Here is a 21478-nt window from a genome sequence, read left to right on the forward strand (position 1 = left end):
AGATTAGGTGGGAGGCGTCTCATTGCGGCGACCAAATCCGAAAGTTGTCGAATCTCGCATGGTTATCCCGTGGCGGCGCCCAACTGGCTGAATTGCCGCCATGAAAGGTGGCCATGTAAAACTGGTCGATCAGCCAATTGGCTCCCGACTGGCGGAATCGCAGGGCTTGGTCATCGTAAACCATCGTTCCGTTTATCCATACTTGGAGCACGCCATCGTAGGCGCCGGGGGTGTTGAGCTTTACCCGCTGGACCAGCTCATACGTTACGCCCGGGGTCAGGACAACATCACCCAAGTCCAAATCCTGGCCGTAGTGCTTGGAGCCGCTGACGGTTCCCTGTTGGTCAAGCCAGTAGGCGTAGATAACCAGCCTGCCTCCCTCCTTCCACATGTAGCGCATGGAGAAGCCATCGGGGCTGTAGTTGCCGCCGCTTGGGTGTGTGCCGCCGGCTAAGCCCGGGAGTTTACCGCCTTTGACCCAATCGAAAACACCGACCTCGTTTTGCTGGAAGGTGACGTCGAAGCTCAGGTAATATTCCGCCTCGGCGGGCAGTTCGATTTCGAAACTACAGCCGCTGCCCTGTGCGCCGCCCAGATCATAGTGGTCGGCTGGGTAGAGCACTTGGAGCGATTGGTTGCCGTTTTCCTGGACGACGGCGGTCCGCAGCCCCGCGCTTTCAGAGGGGGCCAAACCGTTGAGGTTGGAGTAGGTCGTGCTGGGCCAGTCTGACTCCACATCGCTGAGGGTGTAATGACTGGTGGTTTGATCCTCAAAATCTACGTAGTGCAAAAATTGACGCCCGGCCCAAACGTCGTCCAAAAAGACTGCGTCCGCCACCCCGCCATTGTAGCCGGTGGACAATTCAGCGCGGCCAATGGACCAATCGACAGCGGCGTTTTGCGCCGTGAGAATTGGCGCGGCTTCCTGGTTGAGATAAACCGCGATGGCGTTGGCGTCCTCACTATGGACGAGCTCGAAGAGGTTCCATTTTGTGGTCGAATAGCTCGTGTTGGCGGCGTTGACTGAGGCCAGGACGCCCTGGCTCGGATTACTCAGGACTAATACGCCATTGGACTGCCCGATGAGGCTGAAGTTGAACGCATTGCTCCCGGATTCGGAGAAGTCGATGCGCCACAGATCGTTGTTGGGCGTCGAGTTTGATTCTTTGATTGCGAACGCAAAATGCCCGTTTGCTTGGGTGGACCCGAGATCGCATACGGCGATGGGGCGACCGGCGTCATCCAAATCCCTGAGCAGCAGCGAGCCATTGCCGCTGTATTGGCTCTCGGACGAAATGGAGATGATCGACCCGTTGTCGACGTCTTGTGTCGACCATTCGCCTTCTTGCAGCAGCGCATGGGTGCTGCTTTGCTCGAATGCTTGAAAATAATCCCCTTCGCTCATGCTGTGATAGACGGAGTGTTCAAAATAGAGCGCGTCGTCGTAAAGCTGCACATTGTCGAGGTAAATGGAGTCTCCGGCGCCACTGCTGTATCCCGCCGACAGGTTGATGCTGCCGATGGTCCAGTTGACCGATGTGTTGGCGCTGCTGAGGATTGGCGTGGCGTCGCCATTGAGGTAGATGTTTACGCCGCTGTTTTGGCCAGTCAGCACGATGCGAAACTCATTCCATCCGGTGGCTTGGTATCCGGCTTGCGAGGCGCTGATGGAGCCCAGCGTCAGGCCCTCAGCGACCAGCCGAATGTCCGAACCGCTTTCAGCGATCAGGCTGAAGTTGAATGAATTGTAGCCAACGCTGGTAAAGTCCATGCGCCAGAGATCCGGTTGGCTGGAAGCGGTTGATTCCTTGATGGCGAAGGTCAGGCTTCCGGAGGTGACATTGGCGGCGGCGCCGATTTCCACCAGAGGGCAGTCTTGGTTACTGTTATCGGAGATTTGCAGGGACTGAGCGCCATCTGAGGATTCGCCCGCGCTGATGTTCACCGTTGAGCTTTGGCTGACGTCCTGAACTCGCCAGGCGGACTGATTTCCCAGCGAGCCCGATGCGTAGCCTTCAAACGAGTCCTGTAGGATGCAGCGGGGGCCGGTGGCGATCACCACGTCATCAATGTAAATGGCGTGGTTGGTTCCGGCGTTGTAGCCGGGGGAGAGGCGGGCTTGCCCCACGCGCCAGGTTGTGCCCAAGTCCTCGCTGAGCAGGATAGGGCTGGGGTGGTCATTTAAATACACGGCGCAGCCGCGATTGAGGTCGAACACGATGGAAAAGGCGTTCCATTGGGCGCCGTCATAGTCGGTAAAGCTCTTGGCGATACTGCTGACGACTTGGCCCTGCCCATCCAGAAGCATGATTTCTCCGGTTTCGCCGCCAGAGCTGGCGAGGCTGAAGTTAAATGCGCCTGAGTTCAGGTCGCTGACATCGATGCGCCAAGGGTTGTCTGAAGATGCGCCAGAGACCTCTTTGATGGCCAGGCTCAGCGCGCCTTTGCCCTGGTTGGAATCGAACGCCACACATGCCGATGGTTTGCCATCGGGGTCAGCGTCCAACAAATACAATGCGTGGCCTCCTGAGTGTGACTGCTGGTCGGTAATCGCTGCGATGGATCCGTTGGCGGCGCCGCTAATCGTCCAGTTGCCGGAGGTGAGTAGGTCGTTGATATCGCCGGATTCAAATGATTCGGCATGGCATTGCGCTGAGGCAATGATACCGCAGGCAACGAGTAGGAGGTGGGGAGTCGTCGGGGTTTTCATGAGGTAGATGGGGTGGTTAGGGGTGAACAGGCAAGGCCTCTGTAAACTCATTGGGGGTGGGGGGATGAGTCGTTGGCTTTTCTATGTTGAAGGGCGATGCCCGACAATGGATCACCAGCTTTACCAGTAAAAATGCTGTGAGTTAGCCTTGAATGATGCTCAGCGAAACAGTAGCTTACGCCGACACTACCAAGCGGTCGAGTGGACTGCGCCTTGCCCCCAATGAGGCGAATAACGATACAGGATATTGCAGACAAAGCCGGTGTTTCCAAAATGACCGTCTCGCTGGCGTTGCGCTATCAAGCTGGCGTCTCGGAGCGGACCCGGGAGCGGATTCTTAAGTTGGCCAAGGAGATGGGCTACCACCCCGACGCCATGCTGTCTTCGTTGTCGGCGTATCGGCGTAGCATCAAGCCCGTCAATTACACGGGGACGATTGCCTGGCTGACCATGGGGGAATCCCGGAATGCCTGGAAGCACGGCTGGCGTGGCATTCTGGAGATGTATGACGGGGCGCTGGAGCAGGCGGGCAAGCTCGGATACAAGCTCGAATCCTTTTGGCTGGATGAGCCCAATATGACCCATGAGCGGCTTTCGGCGATTCTACGGTCGAGGAATATACAGGGGGTTGTCATCCTCGCGCATCCCGGCCCCGGGATTAAGCTGTATTTGAACTGGCCTGCCTTGTCCTGTGTCTGCCTTTGTCATAGTTTGGCGGAGCCGCACTTGCATGCGCTGAATGATGATTCATTCTACGGCATGGCTTACGCGGTGCAACAACTGGCCGATCGGGGGTTTCGCCGGATTGGGCTGCATTTATCGGATGTCGCTCACGAGAGGGTGCTCTCTTCCTGGAAAGGCAGTTACTACACGACGACCCGGGACTACGGTCTGATGGACCACGTGCCAATCCTGACGCTGGCGCGTGGGCAGAAGTCAGATTTTCTGAAATGGTATCATCAACACCAGCCCGAGGCAGTCGTCTCCTATGCTGCAGATGCATGTATCGAGTGGTTCAAGTCGGAGGGGATACAGGTTCCCCGGGACGTCAGCGTGGTGAGTATCGGTGTGGAAGGTGAGCCGGAAATCAGCGGCATCAAGCAAGCCTGCTTCGCCATCGGACAAGGCTCCGTGGACAAGCTGATTGGCATGATACGCAGCGGCGAGGTGGGGATTCCGAAGGCTCCGATGAATATCCTCATTGAGGGCCACTGGAATGAGGGGAAGTCCATCGGATGGCCCAAAGGCAAAGAGGGAGCGCCTAGGGAAGCGTCGGGGCCAAAATAAAACCCGCAAACCTGAGCTTGCGGGTTTAAAAATGGCGGGATGGACGGGACTCGAACCCGCGACCTCCGGCGTGACAGGCCGGCGTTCTAACCAACTGAACTACCACCCCTTAAAGTGGGAAAGACCGTGAAAGTATGCTACGAGGGCAATTCGTCAAGACGTATTTGGAATATTTTTTTGAAAAATTTGAGTGACCCCGTTTGTGACGATTTTTCAACGCTTTGGCGGTTTGACCGCAACGCGCTTGCCGATCGGCGCGGTAGTTGCTTAATGGCGGCAACATACCCATGGAAGAAACCCAAGCGAATCAAGGCGCCGACAGGCGATTGGAGGAGTTGCGCAGCCAGCGTTTAGGCAAGCGCGGCAAATCTGGCGCTTTTCTGGCCGCCATTGTCATCCAGGTTTTGCTCGTGGCGCTGACGATTGGCGTGGTGGTCATTGCGCCAAAGCTTGCCGAGGATCCCGCCTTCATCGCCAAGAAGACGATTTACCTGCCCCAGCGTGAACTGGAGCATCAGGCGGCGATTGCTGAGTTTCAATCTTCCGCCAGTGCGCCGTTGACGGTGGACAAGCTGACCACCGAGTCGCTGCTGTCCGATCCGCTGCCCGACATGCCGGCGCTGCCAACCACGGAGTTCGCCCCTTTTGAAAGTGAAAACCCGACGCCCAATGCCCAGGGCTTACTGCAAGGCTCAGGCTTGGGGGATGCGCTGGGCAGCTTGAATGCGGGTGTTTCCGAGGTGAATTATTTTGGCATTCGCGAGCAGGCCAGGCGCTATATTATCCTAATCGATACGTCGAACTCGATGTTTGAGCGCCAGCGAAAGGGAGAAATGTATCATTTCGATTTTTCCACGATCAAGGACGAGTCCGTCACGCTCATCAGTCGGCTCAATGCGAACACGCTGTTCAACGTCGTCATCTATGAAGGCGGCTCCATGGCCTGGAAGAGTTTTCTCGTGCCAGCGACGGTCGCCAATAAGAAGGACGCCGAGGGGTGGGTGCGCAACATCGATGAACGTCCCAACGCCACCATTGGTTCGCGGCGGGGCGATGGCCCCAAACTCATGGAGGGGGGAGGGACCCGACTGGACACCGGGCTCAAGCAGGCATTCAGTTTTGAGCCTGAAGTGATCTTCATTGTGACGGATGGCGAGATCAATCGCGGCAGCTCCGACAAGATATCTGAAGACGAGATACTCGACATCATCGACGGCTTGCAGGACACCTTGCCTGAAAAAGCGCGTATCCATGTCATCCAGTATGAAACCGCGATTGCCCGGGATAGCGAGATCGACACGATGCGGTCCATTGCTTCCAAGAATCGTGGGCGTTTTCGCAAGGTGAAGGCAAAAGAGTTGTAATTTGGTGGATGTGGGCATAACTTGACCATCCCCCCCATTTATAATATGACTCCTACCGAACTGACCCATGCCTGGTTTCAGCGTGTCTGGAATGACCGCGACGAAGCCGCTATCTACGAATTACTTGCCCCGGACACCGTTATTGAAGGGTTGAACCTGCCCGCGTCTGGTCCCGCTGGCTTCGTGCCGTTTTACCAAACCATTCTCAAGAACTTCCAAGGCCACCACGTGGAGGTGCAGCAGGTTCTCGAGCAAGATGGGCTCGTGGTTGGACACGCAGTTTTTACTGGCATCCACTCCCTCACGCAGACCCCGGTGGCGATTGAGTTCAGCCTCTCCGTGCGTTGGGAAAACGGAAAAATCGTTGAGGCAAAGAACGTCATCGACTACTTGCCCATGCTCAGCCAGCTTAAGCTTTTTAGTCAAGAGACCTTGGGAGAAGCCCTGGGGCTGCTCCCGCCAAAACCAAACAACGACCCAACTGCATGAAGAAGTTTTTCCTTTTCCTGTTCGCCGCCTTATTTGCGACTGCGGCCTTTGCGGATGATGCTGGCAAGACAGCCATCGCGAAAGAACTCCTTGAGAAAATGAGTCCCAAGGCCACCGTGGTGGAGTCTTTCATGTCGGCTTACGAGCCCTACATGCAGCAGATACAGGCGATGGGCATTCCCGAGGAAGCCGTGAAAAAGATTCGCGCCGAGGGCTTGAAGCTGGCGAACCAGATTGCGGTCGACCCCGAAATGATGGAAAAAATGGTCAAGCTCTACACGGACACTTTTACCGAACAGGAGCTCCAGGATATTTTCAATTTCTACCAGACGCCCACCGGTGAAAAAGCGCTGAAGCAGTTTCCCATCCTCTTCGAAAAAGGCGCGCTTATCGGCCAGGAAGTGGCCAACAAATACCTCCCAGAATTCCAGGTTAAGGTGCAGGAAATCATGGAAGAGGCGATGGATGTCGAATTGAGTGACGTCTCTGCCGACGACGCAAGCGGCATGTAACTTGCCTGCTCGCTCACACACACCGTAGCATAGGCGTCCCGCCTGTGGGCTATTCCTTCATTTTGAAAAAATAGAATAGCGCACAGGGGTTTAGAGCACTTTTCATCTAGATTGGCCGAGTCAGGTGGGGTAGAGATTGGATGCAGCGCAAGGCGGCTTTGATTGAGCGGGCTGGAAGCCCGTGATTGAAATGCCAACGCCGCGAACTTTCAATCTGGCCCCAAGCCCTAAACCGAGTGCTTTTCCGCGCCAGCGTTGTTGGCTTTTCGCTCACAGGCTTCCAGCCTGCGACGCTCAAGCCGCCTTGCTGAACACGAAAAATCACTGCGGCCTGATCGGACAATCTAGATGAAAAGTGCTCTAGCCTGTGGCCCAAGGCCTACTTCGCCATGGCGGCTTCGACTTCGTCGGCGGTCAGCGGCACGCCAGCACACAGGTCGGTGTTGCCGTCTTTGCCAACGAGGAAGTTATTCTCCAGCCGGATGCCAATGCCCTCTTCGGTGATGTAGATGCCGGGCTCAATCGTAAACACCATGCCTTCGGCGACGGCGGTATTGCTGGGGTAGACGTCGTGGACATCGAGCCCCAGCGAATGCGAAACGCCATGCATGAAATACCGACGCACCGGGTCCTGCGCGAGTGGCATATCGGCGGTGCGTGTTTTTAAATCGTCCTCGGTCAGCAGGCCGAGTTTCAGCAGTTCATCCGCCATGCAGTCATACACCGCGCGCGTGTAGTCCATGAGCTTCACGCCGGGGCGCAGCGTGGAATCGGCAAAGTGGAAGACGCGCAATACGGCGTCATAGACCGCGCGCTGGCGCTCAGTGAAGCGTCCATTGACCGGGAAGGTGCGCGTGAGGTCGGCGTTCCAGTTGCCCCATTCCGCGCCGATGTCCATCAGCAGCAAATCGCCGTCCTGGCAGCGTTGGTTGTTCTCAATGTAGTGCAGGCAGAGCGCATTGGCGCCGCTGGCGACGATGGGCGCGTAAGCAAAGCCACGCGAGCGCGAGCGCAGGAACTCATGGGTAAACTCCGCCTCGATCTCCCATTCGCCCACGCCAGGCTCGATGAACTGCAGCACGCGGTCAAAGCCATCCTTGGTGATCGTGATGGCCTGGCGCATCATGTCGATTTCCTCGGGCTGCTTGATGGCGCGCAATTGGGCCATGAGTGGGGCGAGGCGTCCATACTCATGCAGGGGGAATTTCGCTTTGCACGCGGCGATGAACCGGTCATTGCGCGTCTGGGTGACGGCCTCCGCGCGAGGGTGTTCGTTCGTTTCCAAGAAAAGCGCCTTGGCCTGGAAGGCGAGGCGATTGAGCTCGCCGTCGAACGCCGTGGTCAGCTTGACCGACTCAATGCCAGACAGCGCCTTGGCCTGCTCGATGGTGAGCTTTTCGCCTTCCCAAATGCGCAGGTGCTCGGTCGTCTCGCGGACAAACAAGATGGCGCGGTCTTTCTCATCTGCAGCGTCCGGGAATAGGATCAGCACCGTGTCTTCCTGATCGATCCCGGATAGGTAATACAGGTTCGCGTTCTGCTTAAAGGGCATCACGCCGTCCGCGTTGGTCGGGAAAATATCGTTCGCGTGAATGACGACCATCGCGCCCGTCGGCAAGAGCTGGGCCAGGCGTTCGCGGTTGCGGACAAAGAGGGCTGCGGGTGCAGGATCGTAACGCATGGGCCCAGTTAAATCTGGATGCCCGCCATTAGCCAAGTGCGAAACGCGGTTGGCTGCGTTCGGAGTATCCTCTGGTGGCTATTCAGAGTAGCCAAAAACCTCGTGCGGCCTTTGCCAAACAGCCGGGTAGGCTTCTGGCTCAACAATGGCGTCCTGTGCATTGCCCAAACCCACTGGTGTTTTTCATCAAAATCCACTGGGGCAAACTGCCAAAACCCACTAGTGTTTTCTGACAGAACCCACCAGTGTTTTCCGGCGCAATGCCCCGGTGTTTTGCGCCACAACCAACCAGTGTTTTCCGACACAAAACACCTAAGGGTTCCGCCGCAACCAACCAGTGGGTTGCGGCAGAAAACACTGGTGGGTTTTACACTCAAAACACCAGTGGGTTATTCGCATCGTTACCTATCCAAGGCGGCTCAACTAACGCAGGTCACGCTTTGCCTTGAATCCAAAGCTTAATCGAGCAGACTAAGGGAAACGCGGTAGAGGGCGGGCCATTCGCTTTGCCTTGAATCCAAAGCTTAATCGAGCAGACTGGCATGTGCTTCGCTTCGCTCCGCAATAGGCTTTGCCTTGAATCCAAAGCTTAATCGAGCAGACTTGCTTTGGCTGAAGACATGGTGGGCGCAGGCTTTGCCTTGAATCCAAAGCTTAATCGAGCAGACTGGCGGCGCTTACATCCGCAACCGCACGGTAGCTTTGCCTTGAATCCAAAGCTTAATCGAGCAGACTTCAACCGCAAGACAACTCCCCCCAGGTTCTGCTTTGCCTTGAATCCAAAGCTTAATCGAGCAGACTCGAATCGCCAGGTGCTCTAGGGTGCTGACGCTTTGCCTTGAATCCAAAGCTTAATCGAGCAGACTGAGCCGTGGCGTCATTGACGATGCCCGCCGGCTTTGCCTTGAATCCAAAGCTTAATCGAGCAGACTCAACGTATTCCTGAACCCTATCTAAGTGCAGCTTTGCCTTGAATCCAAAGCTTAATCGAGCAGACTGGCCATGCTTCATGATGTCTCCGGGCCCGAGCTTTGCCTTGAATCCAAAGCTTAATCGAGCAGACTTAGCTACACACTCATGATCAAATCACCCATGCTTTGCCTTGAATCCAAAGCTTAATCGAGCAGACTCTACTCCTATTCCTAACCCATAACAGTTCAGCTTTGCCTTGAATCCAAAGCTTAATCGAGCAGACTCGACGTCCACCAGCGGCGCCACGATCCGCTGCTTTGCCTTGAATCCAAAGCTTAATCGAGCAGACTCCAAGCAACGCGCGATAGTCGAACTCGAAAGCTTTGCCTTGAATCCAAAGCTTAATCGAGCAGACTGGAATTCTCCAGTCTGCTGATTAAGAAGGTTTTACCAAAAAAGCGTTTGTTCCGGCATGTCTTCCGGAGCCTGTTTTTCGGCGGGTTTGCCGTAGATGACGAGGCTGCGTTGCCACTGCGCCTGAGTGACATACCAAGCACGGACGCTCCCGTTGGGCGGGATTTCCTGCTCCACGCGGCGCAGGTGGGTCTGCATCCGGGAGTGGGTGACCATGGGCCTTGCATAGACCGAAAACTGTATCATCTGGAAGCCGTCTTTCAACAGGAATCGGCGGAAGTCCGTGTAGGCTTTGCGGGCTTCTTTCTCGGTGACCGGCAGGTCGAAGGCGACGACTAGCCAGCCCATTTTGAATTTGAGGGAGTCCACGGTTTGTAATGGCGGGTTTGGCCGCTAAGCACGGCTTGACGGAAGCTGCGCACGACGGATTCCAGGCAGTTGCGAAAGTCCATCTCGATGCCCAGGTAGCCGATGCGCTCCAGGGTGAAATCGGTTACGTATCGGCGGAAGCGTCCGTCGACCCGGTAGTCATCAGGCGCGGCTTCTTCGGTGATCCAGCGCGCGACCCGCCAATCGACGCAGGGGCGAAACGGTTCCATCAAGTCGTAGGCAAGTGGGGTGGAGCGTTCGCGCACCTCATGGGAAATGCCGAGCGTTGGGTCGAGTCCGCAAGCAAACAGTTTCTGCAGAATGAGGGAGAGTAGTATCGCGTAGCCGAAGTTGAGCAAGTCGTTGGCGCCGCCCGCATCGCGGCTGCGTTTAAAATCGGTCAAGGTCAGGGCGTCGGCGTAAATACCCCAATAATAGCGAGCACAGGTGCTCTCTTTGCCCGGCGCTTTGCTGTTGGCGCGCTTCCGCAGGGTTTCCAGCTTGGCGTGATTCGGGTTCAGGTGCTCGGCGAGCGAGGCTTGGTTGGCGCATTTTGCGTCGATCGTTTTGCGCCAGAGCGTAGCGACCTTTTTCTTTTCGAGCGTGAGCGCCGCTTTGGTGAGCAAAGTGTCGGTCGAGCGATTGGCGGGCAGCAAGAGGCTGACTGGCTGGAAACGTTCGCAGATGACGAGCGCCACGCCGTGCTTGGCGGCTTCCATGAGGAGGTGGCTGTGTAATTGCGCCGAGAAGCTGGTAATCACGATGGCGGCAACATCCTCCAGTGGCGCCTGCTGTCGCCGACCGTCCTCACTCACACACGTCAACTGACCCTGCTTGCAACTGATGCTGCAACGCGGCGAGTCGATGTTGACGATGTGGTAGGACATATTACGCTAACCCGTATATGATGTCTGTGCAATGCTCAGGTTCTCTTTCAACAGGCTGGCGACTTTTACCTGCCTCTTTATGCCATATCCTTTGCTTTTGACCTGGATTATATCTGGGTAAGTTAGATCTAAAACCAACCCCTGCTTTCGGTCGTCTTTAATCGAACGAACTTTCCAAGTTCCAGCGAATCGCCCGGATGAAACATGAATTATGTCACCTATTCTTAGAATTCGTGGGTTCGAAATTCCGTTTTTCTGAGTGTGCTCTTGAATGTTTTGCCATACATTCATGTAAGTTAACATGCTTGGCTCTGGATCCAGCAAGATACCATAGTTTTCTTCCACAATCAGGCTTCCCTTCAGCTTCGCCAGCTTGCCCTTGCCGTTTTGGGGATTGAGCCCGAGCAGTTTGCTTTTCTTTTCGGTCTTGGTGCTGCGCTGGCGCTTCTTGTTTTCGTCCCGGCTAGCCAAGGTGATGATCATCTTTTGATCGTCTTTCTCATCCTGCCCAAGGACGCGCCAAGTGTTTTGCTGCACCTTGAGGCCGCGCATGGTTTTGGGTTGATGCTGGATGACTCGACGTTCAGAGAGCTTGTCAGAAATTTCGTTCTTCAATTCCGATGGCAGATCAACGATGTCCCATGAGCCGCGTTCGCTGAACGTTACCTTCTGTTTCGCCAAGCGCTTAAACTCTTTTTGATCTTTATCGCTTTGTATCTGGCGGCGGCTCATCAGTTCCCAAAGCCTCCCGTCCTTCGGGAAGAAATGGGCTGCCAATCCAATGGCGACTGCGTCCAGAGCATGGTGGAGATGCGTGATCTCACGAACTTCTGTTTTGTTCTTATCCTTTGTTTCTGGACAGGCTTGTGCTAAGCAGCCTTCCAGTTTCCATGCTTTGCGAACGGCAGCCGTCACACTGCCGGACAGGCTGGTGACCGCACGCAGGGAAACATCTCCATTGGGCGAAACCTGCTTCAGCACATCGCGCGCTTGCAGGGCGGCCAGCTTATTCAGGTGGCTGGTCTGGGTGAGGTCGCGTCCGGTGAAACCATTGCCCGTGTCTCCATCGGATTTCTTGCGTTTGTCGAAGTGTGGGATTTGCAGGAGCAGCTTTCGCCGCCAGCGGCGAAGGTCGTCCTCAATGAAGAGCTGGTTGTCTTTTTTGCGCGGGTCGACGCCCGGCTTCATGGCGCGGACATGCTTCTCGTAGTTGGCAAGGGTTTGCAACTGGAGGTTGGTTCCGGGCACCTTTTTATGCTCGTCGCTAGCCATGAACTCCCATGCGGTGCGTTGGCCCTTCATGCGGTTGACTTCTGGCCAAGTGAGGACCAGTGAGTCCAGCGAGTCACTGGGGCGGAGCGAGCGGGGAATGATGTGCTCACGGTCGACCTTGCCCGTTACGACATCGTCGAAGCAGTAGTGCTTGCCGGTGAACGGGCAGGTCCAGTTCATGTCGCGTGCGATGCGCACCTTTTTAATAAGCCCTGCGCTGATGGAATACTTACCGCCGTATTTGGGCAGCTCTTTTTCGATTTCGGCGACTGCGCGTCGATGGTCCGCGAGCTTGAGTCCCATGCGTTGTGCTTTCTCCTTCGCCGTCATGGCGGAAAACTCCTGTAAGTCGCGGATGACCTCCACGGTGATCTGGCCAATGTTCTCGGCGCTCCCATCGGCATATTGATCGATCATGTCCTTGAGCAAGCGTCGGAAGATCAGCAGGCGGTGGCGGACCAAGTGGTTGTTGGTTTGCTCGTCGATGGATCGTTCGATCTGGCGTAGCACGATTTCCGGTGTTTCCTCCAAGCAACCGCCGGATTCTTTGGGGTCCGGTACGGTGTCGTCAAAGACGGCTAGCCACGCTTGCTGCATGAGCTTCCGAGAATAGGGCGCACGACCACTGGCGGTGTCGATCCGAATGCGGTCCGCGCAAAACTCTTCCTGGCTGCGCGCCTTCTTTTTACTTCGTTTGGTATAGGCGGCGTAGCTCTCCTCTACGGCAGTTTCGAAGTCACCCAAGTCTAGTTTCTGCGCGGCTATTGCTTCAAGCCAAAGCTTGAGGCTGCATGCCTTGCCTTTAAACAATTGGCCAGCAAAGCGCTTTTGCAGGTGTTCGGGGATGGTTGACCAAATTGTGGCTAGCTTTTGAGTGGCGAGTTCGCGTTTGACCGGATCGAGCACCAGAGCCTTTTCCATTTCAGGCGTGATAAACATTTGATCGATATTGGAGGGCTCGGCGCCGGTCGCCTCGGTGATGGCTTGCTTGAGCGAGGTCTTGGTGAAGTAGCCCGTCTGCTCCATCGCGGCATTGACCGCTTGGCGCTCGCTGGCTGTCAGTTTGCGCGAACCTTCCAAGGCGTCCTCGACGCGAATGTTGCACAAGAGCATGCCCCAGCGATACTGATAGAAGTCGCGGCAATGCTTGTCCGGTGTTTTCTCTCCACTAATCCGGCACAGGGGAATGATGCGGTTGTCGAAGCGCGGGACCATTTGCCCGAAAAGCAGGCCGCCATGGAACCGCTTGGGGAGGCGAATCGTAGGGCATGGCTTGCGCTTCCAGGCGTTGTGCTCGGTTCCGCACAAGCATTCGATGAACGCATCATCGCACTGTGGCAGCTTGCCTATGTGGGCTTGCAGAATCTTTAGCACCTCGGCCCGCACGACATCACGTGGGAACGCGGCGTCCTGTCCCTTGAAATAGCCTTCCAGTGCTGGCGCTGCGTTTTGAGCGGGATCGACTCCGAGGAAGGCGCAAACCGTTTCCGCCATGGTGGAGGTCTGGTGTTGCTCCATTAGGCGGTTGGCGTTTTCAACCTTCTGCGTGTCTTCCTTGTCGTCTTCTACTTCGACGCCAGACCAAAGCGCATTGCCGTCGTAGCCGCGGTTGTGGGCATACCAACGGATCACCGCCCACAGCTCCAGCCAGGAAAGTTGCTGATAATTTCCAGTGAGCACCTTGGCAGCCAGAAGCCAAGGCCATGGGTGGGGCTTGGTCCGTGCCAGCTCAATATCCGCTTGGCTCAGTACGCCCATGTGCAGGAGTAGTTTTTCTAGCCGCTTCATGCGGTTGCGGGTCGCGGCGATGTGGCGTCGCCCACGGCGGAATGCGGCGCGCGCATGATTCTGGCAATCATCCGGGCTGAAGGTGACCACGCCGCAGCCGAGTATTTGGGGCGCTGTGTCAGTTGATTTTAGTGCGGCCCAGCCGATGCTCGAATGTCCGATATCAAAACTGAAAGAGATAAGGTTTCCCATTTATTCAGCTTGAAATGAATTTTTACTTGATTCAACTGAATATTTCCTGATTGTATTAGTCAGGATTCAAGACAAAGTTAATAACGCGGGCGTATGGCCACTGGCTGTTATGCAGTCACGCCAGCCCAAGAAAGCGTTTTCAAAAAACACGAGCCGACGGGTTCGTGTTTTTTGTTATGTGGCAATGCTCAGTTAATTTGACGCAAAGCTGGCTTAGGCCTGCTTCTTGCCGTCTCTGCCGAAGCCGTAGACGAACCACCAGAGGAAGCCGAGGGCGCCGTAGAAGAAGATGAGGCCGACTATTTCATGCATCAGCAGGTAGTTCTCCACGTGGGGGGCCAGGAGGACAATGATCAGGATGCGCAGCGTGTTGCCGATGAAGGCGGTGACGGTTGCCAGGATCAGCACCAGGAGGAAATCCACCGCTTTTAGTTTGCGGTAAACGGCGAGCAGAATGGTCAGCAAAATGGAGGCCGACAGCAGGCCAAAGCCGTTGCACTCTGCGGCCACAATAAACGGGCGCCCCGCGACGCTGAGGACCAACTGAGGCGACGGAATGTTGGCGAACTGCAATTCTGCGCCAACGCCCAGCTTTTGCAGTAGGTTCATGGAGCCGCGACCGGCGAGGGCGCGCATTGGCCAGTCGAGAACGGGCAACGCCAGCGCCAGGAACATGAAAAAGGTAAACGCCACCAGGAAGCCACGTGAAGCCTTGGCGATGATGGGGCCAAGGGTGTAGCGGACCAGCGCGGCGAGCGTCAGGCTAAAGGCGACGAGCAGGCAAGCGGCCTGCAGGAATAAGCCGATTGGCGTGTCCCACCTCAGGGGGAGCAAGCACACGGCGACGATGCTGAACGAGATCGCGAGCAGGGTGACGCTGTGGCGGTCGTGCACGAGCACCAGGCTCAGGCGTCGACGTTTTTCCATCAGCAAAAACATGCCTGCCGCCGCGAGCACGATCAGCGCATGCAGCAGTTGGTCGCTATTTTCAGTCGTGTGAAACAGCCATCGGATCAGCGGGTAAAAAATCACCATCGCCCCAAAATACGTCGACAGCATGATCGGCCAGTCGACGTTCGCCGCCGGGCTAGGCGATGCAGTGGTGTTGGGCTTGGCTGGCTGTTCGGTGGGATCGGGCATGGGTGATTTTAATGATGAATGATGAAGTATGAATGATGAAAGGGCTAAATCGGGAAAGTTTCCTTCGCCAGTTGCCTGATATGCTGGATTTCATCATTCATCATTCTGCATTCATCATTCCTTCCCCTTACTGCCACTTGGGCGGGGCGCTGTTGACGGTGGCCACGCGGGTGCCCCATTCGAGGAGTTCCTTGGAGCAGTCGTCGCGGTCAATGGTGAGTTCGATCAGCGACGGGCCATCTTCATGGGCGAGCGCCTTTTCGATGGCGTCGTCGAGCTCCCCTACGGTGGCGACGCGGGTGGACCAACCATTACCGTCTTCGTCGTTGAAGACGTTCATCAGGCCGGCGTAGTCCCAGTTTTTAATGTTGTTATAGGGGCCGTCGTGGATCTCCACTTCGATCGTGTAGCCGCGGTTATTGATCAGGAAAATGATTGGGTTCAGCTTGTAGCGGATGATGGTCGAGAGCTCCTGCGCGGTGAGCTGGAATGAGCCGTCGCCGATCATCGAGATGACGCGTTTTTCGCCCTTGGTCGCCATGGCGTAGCCGAGCGTGGCGCCGACGGACCAGCCGATGGAGCCATACTGCATTTGGATTTCAAATGCGGCGCCGTCGGGCAGCTTGGTCTTCACGCCGTTGAACCACGAGTCGCCAGTTTCGGCGAGTAGGGTCATGTCAGGCGTGAGCATGTGCTGAATGCGGTCGGTGACGTAGCGGGTGAGCAGGGGAGTGTCCGCCTCGGTTTGGGGGCGACAGCAAGGCTCGGGGCGCAGGCGCTCCCAGGCTTCGATTGAGTTGGGGTTGTGCTTCACCTTTTCCGCGAGCTTCGCGAGGAAGAGCGGCAGTGGCACGTTGTTGTAAGTGCGGCCGGGGAGCTTGACGCGCTCGGCGTTGGCCTGGATCAGCTTGTCCTTGTTGATGAGAGCGCTGTAGCCGGCGGTGGTGTAGTCGGTGAAGGTCGGCCCGGCAAACAGGTAAGCGTCGGCGCTTTCCACGACTTCGCCGCAGGCGGGCGTGCTGACCGGCCCCCAATAGGTGCCGATGTACTGCGAGTGGTTTTCGGAAAAGAAGCCTTTCGCATTGGGCATCATGGCGACCGCGTAGCCGCTGGCTTCGGCGAGTTTCTTAAACTCCTGATCGGCGTCCCACGGGCGCAGCTTCACGCCGCCCACGAGCACGGGCTTGACGGCGGTGTTGAGCATCACCGCAGCGTGTTCGACGGCGGCGTCCAGCGCGGCTTCGTCGCAGGGGACGGGCGCAGTGAGCTTTTGGTTGGGGGCCGAGGGGATCTGCTCGCCGGCGAGGTTGCAGGCGATTTCGAGGTAGACCGGCTTACGGCGGCGCAGGCATTCGTTGATGGCGCGGTCGATCAGCTCGGGGGCGTCGTCGATGTGCTCGATGGACACCGCGCAAGCCGTCACCTGCTTAAACATGTCGAGCTGGTAGCGGTAGCGGACTTCGCCCAGCGTGTGGTGGAGCGGGCGATTTTCCGGCCAGGCATTGGTGTTGGGACCACCGGAGACAAAGATGATGGGCAAGTCTTCGGCGTAGGCGCCGGCGATGGCGTTGATCGCGGACAGGCCGCCAACGGAGAAGGTCACAAAGCCGGCGGCCACGCCCTGAGCGCGGGCATAGCCGTCGCACGCATAGCCGAGGTTGAGTTCGTTGCAGCAGCCCACGAAGCCGAGGCGTTCGTTTTTCAGGAGCTGATCCAGCAGCACGAGGTTGTAATCGCCGGGAACGGCGAAGTAGTGGCGCACGCCGATTTGCTCAAGACGGGTGGCCAAGTAGGAGCCGACGGTGGTAGTGGTCATGGGTTGATTGAATAAACGGATTGCAGTTGGTGTCAGTAGAAAACGGGCCTACTCGCTGGCATTGGGTTTTAGGTCCCATTCGGGCATCTTAAACTGGGTCACCTTGATTTCGATATTGTTCGGATCAATCTCGTCGTCGGTTAGGGTGACAATCTTTTTGGGAGAATAAGACTTGATGCGCTCACTGAACTCGTCGCCCAAATCTCCCTCATCGCCAGTCCATTCCTGCCAGTCACAGTAGTAGACATCGTCTTCGCAACGCCAGACGCCGCGACCCCAGTTGTGGTATTTAACGCCCTCGAAAACCTCGGTCATGGCAATTTCGAAAGTGCGGTCGGGAAATCGCTCGATTTCCCATTGGTAGTCGGCGCGGCTACCCTTCCATTTGCCCACGAAGACTTGCTCGACTTCAGTCAGTGCTTTGTCCGAAACGCTGGGCGTGGCAGACTCTTTGCTGGGAGCAGGTGCAAGCAGCGCGATGACCAAAAGAAAAAAAATGGATGGCGTCATAATGACTGAGTGAAAGGGATTTAACGCTCCAGATCAATGACAAGCGCCGGTCGCGAGTATTCTTTATTAATTGTTCGATTAGCCTTGATCCAGGTCGCTTCGTGATGTTCATTGTATCAAAAAATACTTACCATGTACTCACAAGACTACAAAATTCGTTCCATGGCGGACGCCGAGCCAACGACTCGCGCTCAATTCATTCGCCGCACCTACGCGCACCTCGCGGGCGCTATCGCCGCTTTTATTGCACTGGAGGCTGTATTGCTTGGCCTTGAGCCAGTGCGCAACGCCGCAATTGGTCTCTTGAACAAGGGTGGCGGCGCCTGGTTAGGCATTTTGGCTGCCTTTGTGGTCATTGGCTGGGTGGCGCGTATGTTTGCTTCCAGCGCCAAGTCATTGGGCTCACAATATTTTGGCCTGGGTCTTTACGTGGTGGCCGAAGCGCTGATCTTTGTGCCAATCCTCCTTTTGGCTCAATATAAGGCTGGGAGCAATGTGCTCATCTATCAGGCAGGCACCGTGACGGCGCTCCTGGTGGCAGGATTGACGGCGACGGTCTTCATTACGCGTAAAGATTTCTCCTTCATGCGCACCTTCCTGATGGTGGGCGGCTTGGTCGCCGTTGGGTTGATTATCGGCGGTGTCGTCTTCGGCTTCAATCTGGGGCTTTGGTTCTCGGTTGGGATGGTCATCCTAGCCGCAGGCATGATCCTCTATACGACGTCGAATATCCTGCACCATTATGGTGAAGACCAGTATGTCGCTGCTTCGCTGGAGTTGTTTGCCGCTGTCGCAGTCCTCTTCTGGTATGTCCTGCGCATCTTCATGTCGCGCGACTAAGCAGGAAGACATTCCTTTTTCCAAAACCGGCAGCGTTTACGTTGCCGGTTTTTTGGTGCTCACCAATATGTGTCTTCCGGGTCCCAGTTGGTCTTGAAGACGACGTAGCGAAACGTCTTGTCGTGGGGATTCGTGGCGGAGTGCAGCTCGCCGGGTTCGGTCGTGACGAGGTCGCCCGGAGAGAGTTGGACCGTTTGTCCGGCGATGGACATCTCCCCCCGGCCCTCCAGAATGTAAAAGACTTCGGTCTGCTTTTTATGGTGATGCAGTGGGCAATGCGCATGCGGCGGGATCTCAACCACCTGCACCAGCGCGCCTTCGCAGTTTAATTGCTCAGGTAGGAGCAGGGGTTGTTTGCGGTAGCCCTCGCCGACTTTCCAGCCTGAGTCGTGTTTCGGAATGTGTATCATGGCGCTGCCAGCTAAGCAGGCTGCCAGGCGTGGCGCACGGCAAAAATCACATCAGCCAGAGCCAGAGAAAAGCAAAGCCCATGCTGAGAATAGTGATCGGCAGTCCGATGCTGGAATGCCGCCAGAGGCTGATTTTGATGCCATGCTGCGCAGCCGTGTCGACAACCACGATATTCGCCAAGCTGCCGAAGATGACCAAATTACTCGACATGGTGCAGCCAAGGATCATGGCCACGCCATCGCGATGCCCTTCCGCATAGGGCAGCAGCAGCATGACGGCAGGCAGGTTGCTGAACATATCGCTGATAACGGCCGTTGACGCGAAAAGCCACAATGAGTCATGCAGGTCCACACCTCGCGCAGACATCCAATCGACTGCCTTGGTGGGCAAGCCAGTGCTGTTGAAGGCGGCGTTGACCACAAACAACGCAAAAAACAACATGATCAATTGCCAGTTGACTTCCTGCAGCAGGCGTCGGGTGGTGATGCGCGTGTGCACGAAGAAGAAGCCTGCGACCCCGAGCGCCACCAGGTCGCGGGGCAGGTCAGTAAATGAGTAAACACAGACCAGCGCCGCCAGCACGAATAGGCCAATCCAAATGCCAACCCAGTTTTGCTCAATGTCGGGCTCCTTGTATTGTCCGCGTTGTTCCTCCACACGCCATTTACCCCGGTAGCACCAAGCCAGCACCGCCCAAATGCTAAAGCAGGAAAAGACGGTTGGTATGATCATGGAAAACATGAAAGGCAGGAATTTCAGATCGAGCGTCTGGCCCACCAACATGCTGGACGGACTGCCAATCAGCAGCAGCGCGGACCCGGCGTTGACCGAGCAGCATAGCCCAAGGAGATAGGGGATGGGGTCGAGGTTGCGGTTGTGGCAAATGCTGATCAGCACTGGCGCAATGGCCATCGCGACCACGTCATTGGTTAAAAAAGCTGCGAATAGTCCGGATAGCCCGATGATTGCGGCAAGCATTGCTGGCGGCTTCAGGTCAGCCTTGGCGATTTTCTTCGTCATGAGCTGGTAACCGCCGCTCAGCTTCAAATGAGCCGAAAGTATCATCATACCCAGGAGGATCGACATCGTTTCGGTGTTTACTGAGTCCCACGCCGTCTGCTCGGGCAGCCACCCCCCCGCGACGATCACAATGGCGCCCAGCATGGCGATGCCCGTACGGTCAATTTTCAGGTATGGAGCAGTTCCCAGCGCCAAACCAACGTAGACCAAGGCAAATATGACCACAATGGGTGTCATTTAAGAGACTGTTAAGACGGCATTCATCTAGTGGGTCAAGCATGCCGCTTACCATGACAGAATTCTCATGCAGATTCTGGAAGATTTTTTTATCGAAGCATTTGCGGGAACTAGGTTAGATTCTAACTTACTTCAGAAGGAAGCCTTACAACCATCTAGAAACTTTTTATGAGTGAATCGAGTCCTGCCCCCGCCACCGGAGAAAACGCCGTCGCCCGCGTCCACGAAATTCGTGACCGACTGATGACTGAACTCCGCAAGGCCGTGGTCGGGCAGGATCAGGTCATTGAGGAACTCGTCATCACCATGTTTGCCCGCGGGCACGCCCTGCTGACCGGCGTTCCCGGCCTCGGCAAGACCCTCCTCGTCCGCAGCTTGGCCGAATCGATGTCGTTGGCGTTCAAGCGTATCCAGTTTACGCCGGACCTGATGCCAGCCGACATTTTCGGCACGGAAATCGTCGAGGAAGACCCGGCCACGGGCAAGCGCGCCTTTCGCTTTGTGAAGGGGCCGATCTTCGCTAATGTGGTCCTGGCGGATGAAATTAACCGCACTCCGCCGAAGACTCAGGCCGCGCTCCTCGAAGCGATGGAAGAGCGTCAGGTGACCGCCGCTGGCGAAACTCACCCGCTCGCGCCGCCGTTTTTCGTGTTGGCGACGCAGAATCCCATCGAACTGGAGGGGACTTATCCGCTGCCCGAAGCGCAGCTCGACCGCTTTTTGCTCAACACCGTGCTCGACTACCTACCGAAAGAAGACGAGATCAACATGGTCGCCGCGACCACCTCGCCGAACAAGGAAAAGCCCGCCGCAGTGCTCACGGGGCCGGAGATCGAGGAAATTCAAACCCTCGTCCGCTCGGTGCCGGTGTCGACGGAGGTCGTCCGTTACGCGGTGAATTTGGTCAGCGCCACGCGCCCAACGCTTGCGAACGCCAGCAGTCTGGCCAAGGAAAAGATCAAGTGGGGGGCGGGCAGCCGCGCCTCGCAGGCCCTGGTCCTCGCCGGCAAAGCCCGCGCGCTGATGGACGGCCGCTACAACGTGGCGATCGAAGACATCAAAGCCTTGGCGAAACCGGTCCTCCGCCACCGCGTCATCCCGAGCTTCCACGCCGAAGCCGAAGGCGTCACCAGCGACCAGCTCATCGCCGAGCTCCTGAAAACCGTGGAGGGATAGGGCCGAAGTTTCTCACGGAGACACAGAGACACAAAGATGAACGAAAACGAGATTGGCACCATCATTGTCGATTCGGCAGTGAAGCTCCACATGGCGCTGGGGCCCGGTCTTTTGGAAAGTGTTTACGAAATGACGCTCGCGCATCAGTTAGAAAAGCAGGGGCTCACAGTCGAGCGACAGGTTTCAATTCCGGTTGAGTATGATGGTAAGAAATTCGAAACCGGATTCCGGGCTGACTTGATTATTAATCAACGCGTCATCATTGAGTTAAAGTCGATTGAAGCGATTCTTCCCGTTCACAAAAAACAATTGCTTACTTATCTCAAACTCTCCGGGCTCAAGCTCGGTTACCTGCTCAATTTTGGCGAAGAATACATGAAAAATGGAGTCACCCGAACCATTAATGGAACCCTGTAGCTTGCTCTCCGTGTTCTCTGTGTCTCTGTGAGAA

At 56.3% G+C, this 21478-nt stretch carries 17 protein-coding genes, 1 tRNA gene and 1 CRISPR repeat array; of the genes, 7 read left to right on the forward strand and 11 right to left on the reverse strand.

Features of this window, described 5'->3' with window-relative positions:
• Positions 1 to 19 precede the first annotated feature (19 nt).
• Positions 20 to 2710, reverse strand: coding sequence for a polysaccharide lyase (locus RBB63_RS21535; RefSeq protein WP_309387324.1), 2691 nt, complete (start codon positions 2708 to 2710; stop codon positions 20 to 22).
• Between the two features lie 222 nt (positions 2711 to 2932).
• Between RBB63_RS21535 and RBB63_RS21540 the strand changes: the two genes are divergently transcribed.
• Positions 2933 to 3997, forward strand: a complete 1065-nt coding sequence (locus RBB63_RS21540) for a LacI family DNA-binding transcriptional regulator (protein WP_309387325.1) — start codon at positions 2933 to 2935, stop codon at positions 3995 to 3997.
• A gap of 32 nt (positions 3998 to 4029) precedes the next feature.
• Here RBB63_RS21540 and RBB63_RS21545 read toward each other — a convergent pair.
• Positions 4030 to 4106 (reverse strand) — tRNA-Asp (locus RBB63_RS21545).
• Positions 4107 to 4284: 178 nt separating this feature from the next.
• Between RBB63_RS21545 and RBB63_RS21550 the strand changes: the two genes are divergently transcribed.
• The 3 genes from RBB63_RS21550 to RBB63_RS21560 are packed head-to-tail and all read left to right on the forward strand — an operon-like array spanning position 4285 to position 6362.
• A complete protein-coding gene (locus RBB63_RS21550; protein WP_309387327.1) occupies positions 4285 to 5361 on the forward strand; it encodes a vWA domain-containing protein in 1077 nt (358 codons plus the stop codon).
• A gap of 45 nt (positions 5362 to 5406) precedes the next feature.
• Positions 5407 to 5850, forward strand: coding sequence for an ester cyclase (locus RBB63_RS21555; protein ID WP_309387328.1), 444 nt, complete (start codon positions 5407 to 5409; stop codon positions 5848 to 5850).
• On the forward strand, positions 5847 to 6362 hold the full coding sequence (locus RBB63_RS21560; RefSeq protein WP_309387329.1) for a DUF2059 domain-containing protein: 516 nt from the start codon (positions 5847 to 5849) through the stop codon (positions 6360 to 6362). Before RBB63_RS21555 ends, RBB63_RS21560 begins: the two co-directional genes overlap by 4 nt.
• 379 nt (positions 6363 to 6741) lie before the next feature.
• Here RBB63_RS21560 and RBB63_RS21565 read toward each other — a convergent pair whose 3' ends face one another.
• The 7 genes from RBB63_RS21565 to RBB63_RS21595 form a co-directional block, all read right to left on the reverse strand.
• Positions 6742 to 8043, reverse strand: a complete 1302-nt coding sequence (locus RBB63_RS21565) for an aminopeptidase P family protein (protein WP_309387331.1) — start codon at positions 8041 to 8043, stop codon at positions 6742 to 6744.
• Positions 8044 to 8480: 437 nt separating this feature from the next.
• Positions 8481 to 9371: direct repeats of the CRISPR family, unit length 36 nt; unit sequence GCTTTGCCTTGAATCCAAAGCTTAATCGAGCAGACT.
• A gap of 31 nt (positions 9372 to 9402) precedes the next feature.
• Positions 9403 to 9738, reverse strand: coding sequence for a CRISPR-associated endonuclease Cas2 (gene cas2 / locus RBB63_RS21570; protein ID WP_309387332.1), 336 nt, complete (start codon positions 9736 to 9738; stop codon positions 9403 to 9405).
• Positions 9705 to 10625 (reverse strand): type II CRISPR-associated endonuclease Cas1, encoded by a 921-nt coding sequence (gene cas1 / locus RBB63_RS21575; protein WP_309387333.1) that lies wholly within the window; start codon positions 10623 to 10625, stop codon positions 9705 to 9707. Before cas1 ends, cas2 begins: the two co-directional genes overlap by 34 nt.
• Before the next feature lie 6 nt (positions 10626 to 10631).
• Entirely contained in the window at positions 10632 to 13877 is a 3246-nt protein-coding gene (gene cas9 / locus RBB63_RS21580) for a type II CRISPR RNA-guided endonuclease Cas9 (RefSeq protein ID WP_309387334.1), read from the reverse strand.
• A 213-nt stretch (positions 13878 to 14090) separates the two neighbouring features.
• Positions 14091 to 15017, reverse strand: a complete 927-nt coding sequence (locus RBB63_RS21585) for an exosortase/archaeosortase family protein (protein WP_309387336.1) — start codon at positions 15015 to 15017, stop codon at positions 14091 to 14093.
• A gap of 127 nt (positions 15018 to 15144) precedes the next feature.
• On the reverse strand, positions 15145 to 16833 hold the full coding sequence (locus tag RBB63_RS21590) for a thiamine pyrophosphate-binding protein (protein ID WP_309387339.1): 1689 nt from the start codon (positions 16831 to 16833) through the stop codon (positions 15145 to 15147).
• 48 nt (positions 16834 to 16881) lie between these two features.
• The gene (locus tag RBB63_RS21595) at positions 16882 to 17343 is read right to left on the reverse strand and encodes a hypothetical protein (protein WP_309387340.1); all 462 of its coding nucleotides are present in this window, start codon (positions 17341 to 17343) and stop codon (positions 16882 to 16884) included.
• 132 nt (positions 17344 to 17475) lie between these two features.
• Between RBB63_RS21595 and RBB63_RS21600 the strand changes: the two genes are divergently transcribed.
• Positions 17476 to 18183, forward strand: a complete 708-nt coding sequence (locus tag RBB63_RS21600) for a Bax inhibitor-1/YccA family protein (protein ID WP_309387342.1) — start codon at positions 17476 to 17478, stop codon at positions 18181 to 18183.
• Positions 18184 to 18242: 59 nt separating this feature from the next.
• Here the strand turns inward: RBB63_RS21600 and RBB63_RS21605 are convergent, their stop codons facing one another.
• Positions 18243 to 18593, reverse strand: a complete 351-nt coding sequence (locus RBB63_RS21605; RefSeq protein WP_309387343.1) for a cupin domain-containing protein — start codon at positions 18591 to 18593, stop codon at positions 18243 to 18245.
• Positions 18594 to 18639: 46 nt separating this feature from the next.
• A complete protein-coding gene (locus tag RBB63_RS21610; RefSeq protein WP_309387344.1) occupies positions 18640 to 19851 on the reverse strand; it encodes an ArsB/NhaD family transporter in 1212 nt (403 codons plus the stop codon).
• A gap of 168 nt (positions 19852 to 20019) precedes the next feature.
• Here RBB63_RS21610 and RBB63_RS21615 point away from each other — a divergent pair, with 168 nt between their 5' ends.
• Both RBB63_RS21615 and RBB63_RS21620 read left to right on the forward strand, forming a co-directional pair.
• Positions 20020 to 21027 (forward strand): AAA family ATPase, encoded by a 1008-nt coding sequence (locus RBB63_RS21615; protein WP_309387345.1) that lies wholly within the window; start codon positions 20020 to 20022, stop codon positions 21025 to 21027.
• Positions 21028 to 21063: 36 nt separating this feature from the next.
• Complete coding sequence (locus RBB63_RS21620) at positions 21064 to 21444, forward strand: GxxExxY protein (protein WP_309387347.1); 381 nt, start codon at positions 21064 to 21066, stop codon at positions 21442 to 21444.
• Positions 21445 to 21478: the final 34 nt, after the last annotated feature.

This window comes from Cerasicoccus frondis, assembly GCA_031296915.1.
GTDB classification, from domain to species: Bacteria; Verrucomicrobiota; Verrucomicrobiia; order Opitutales; family Cerasicoccaceae; genus Cerasicoccus; species Cerasicoccus frondis.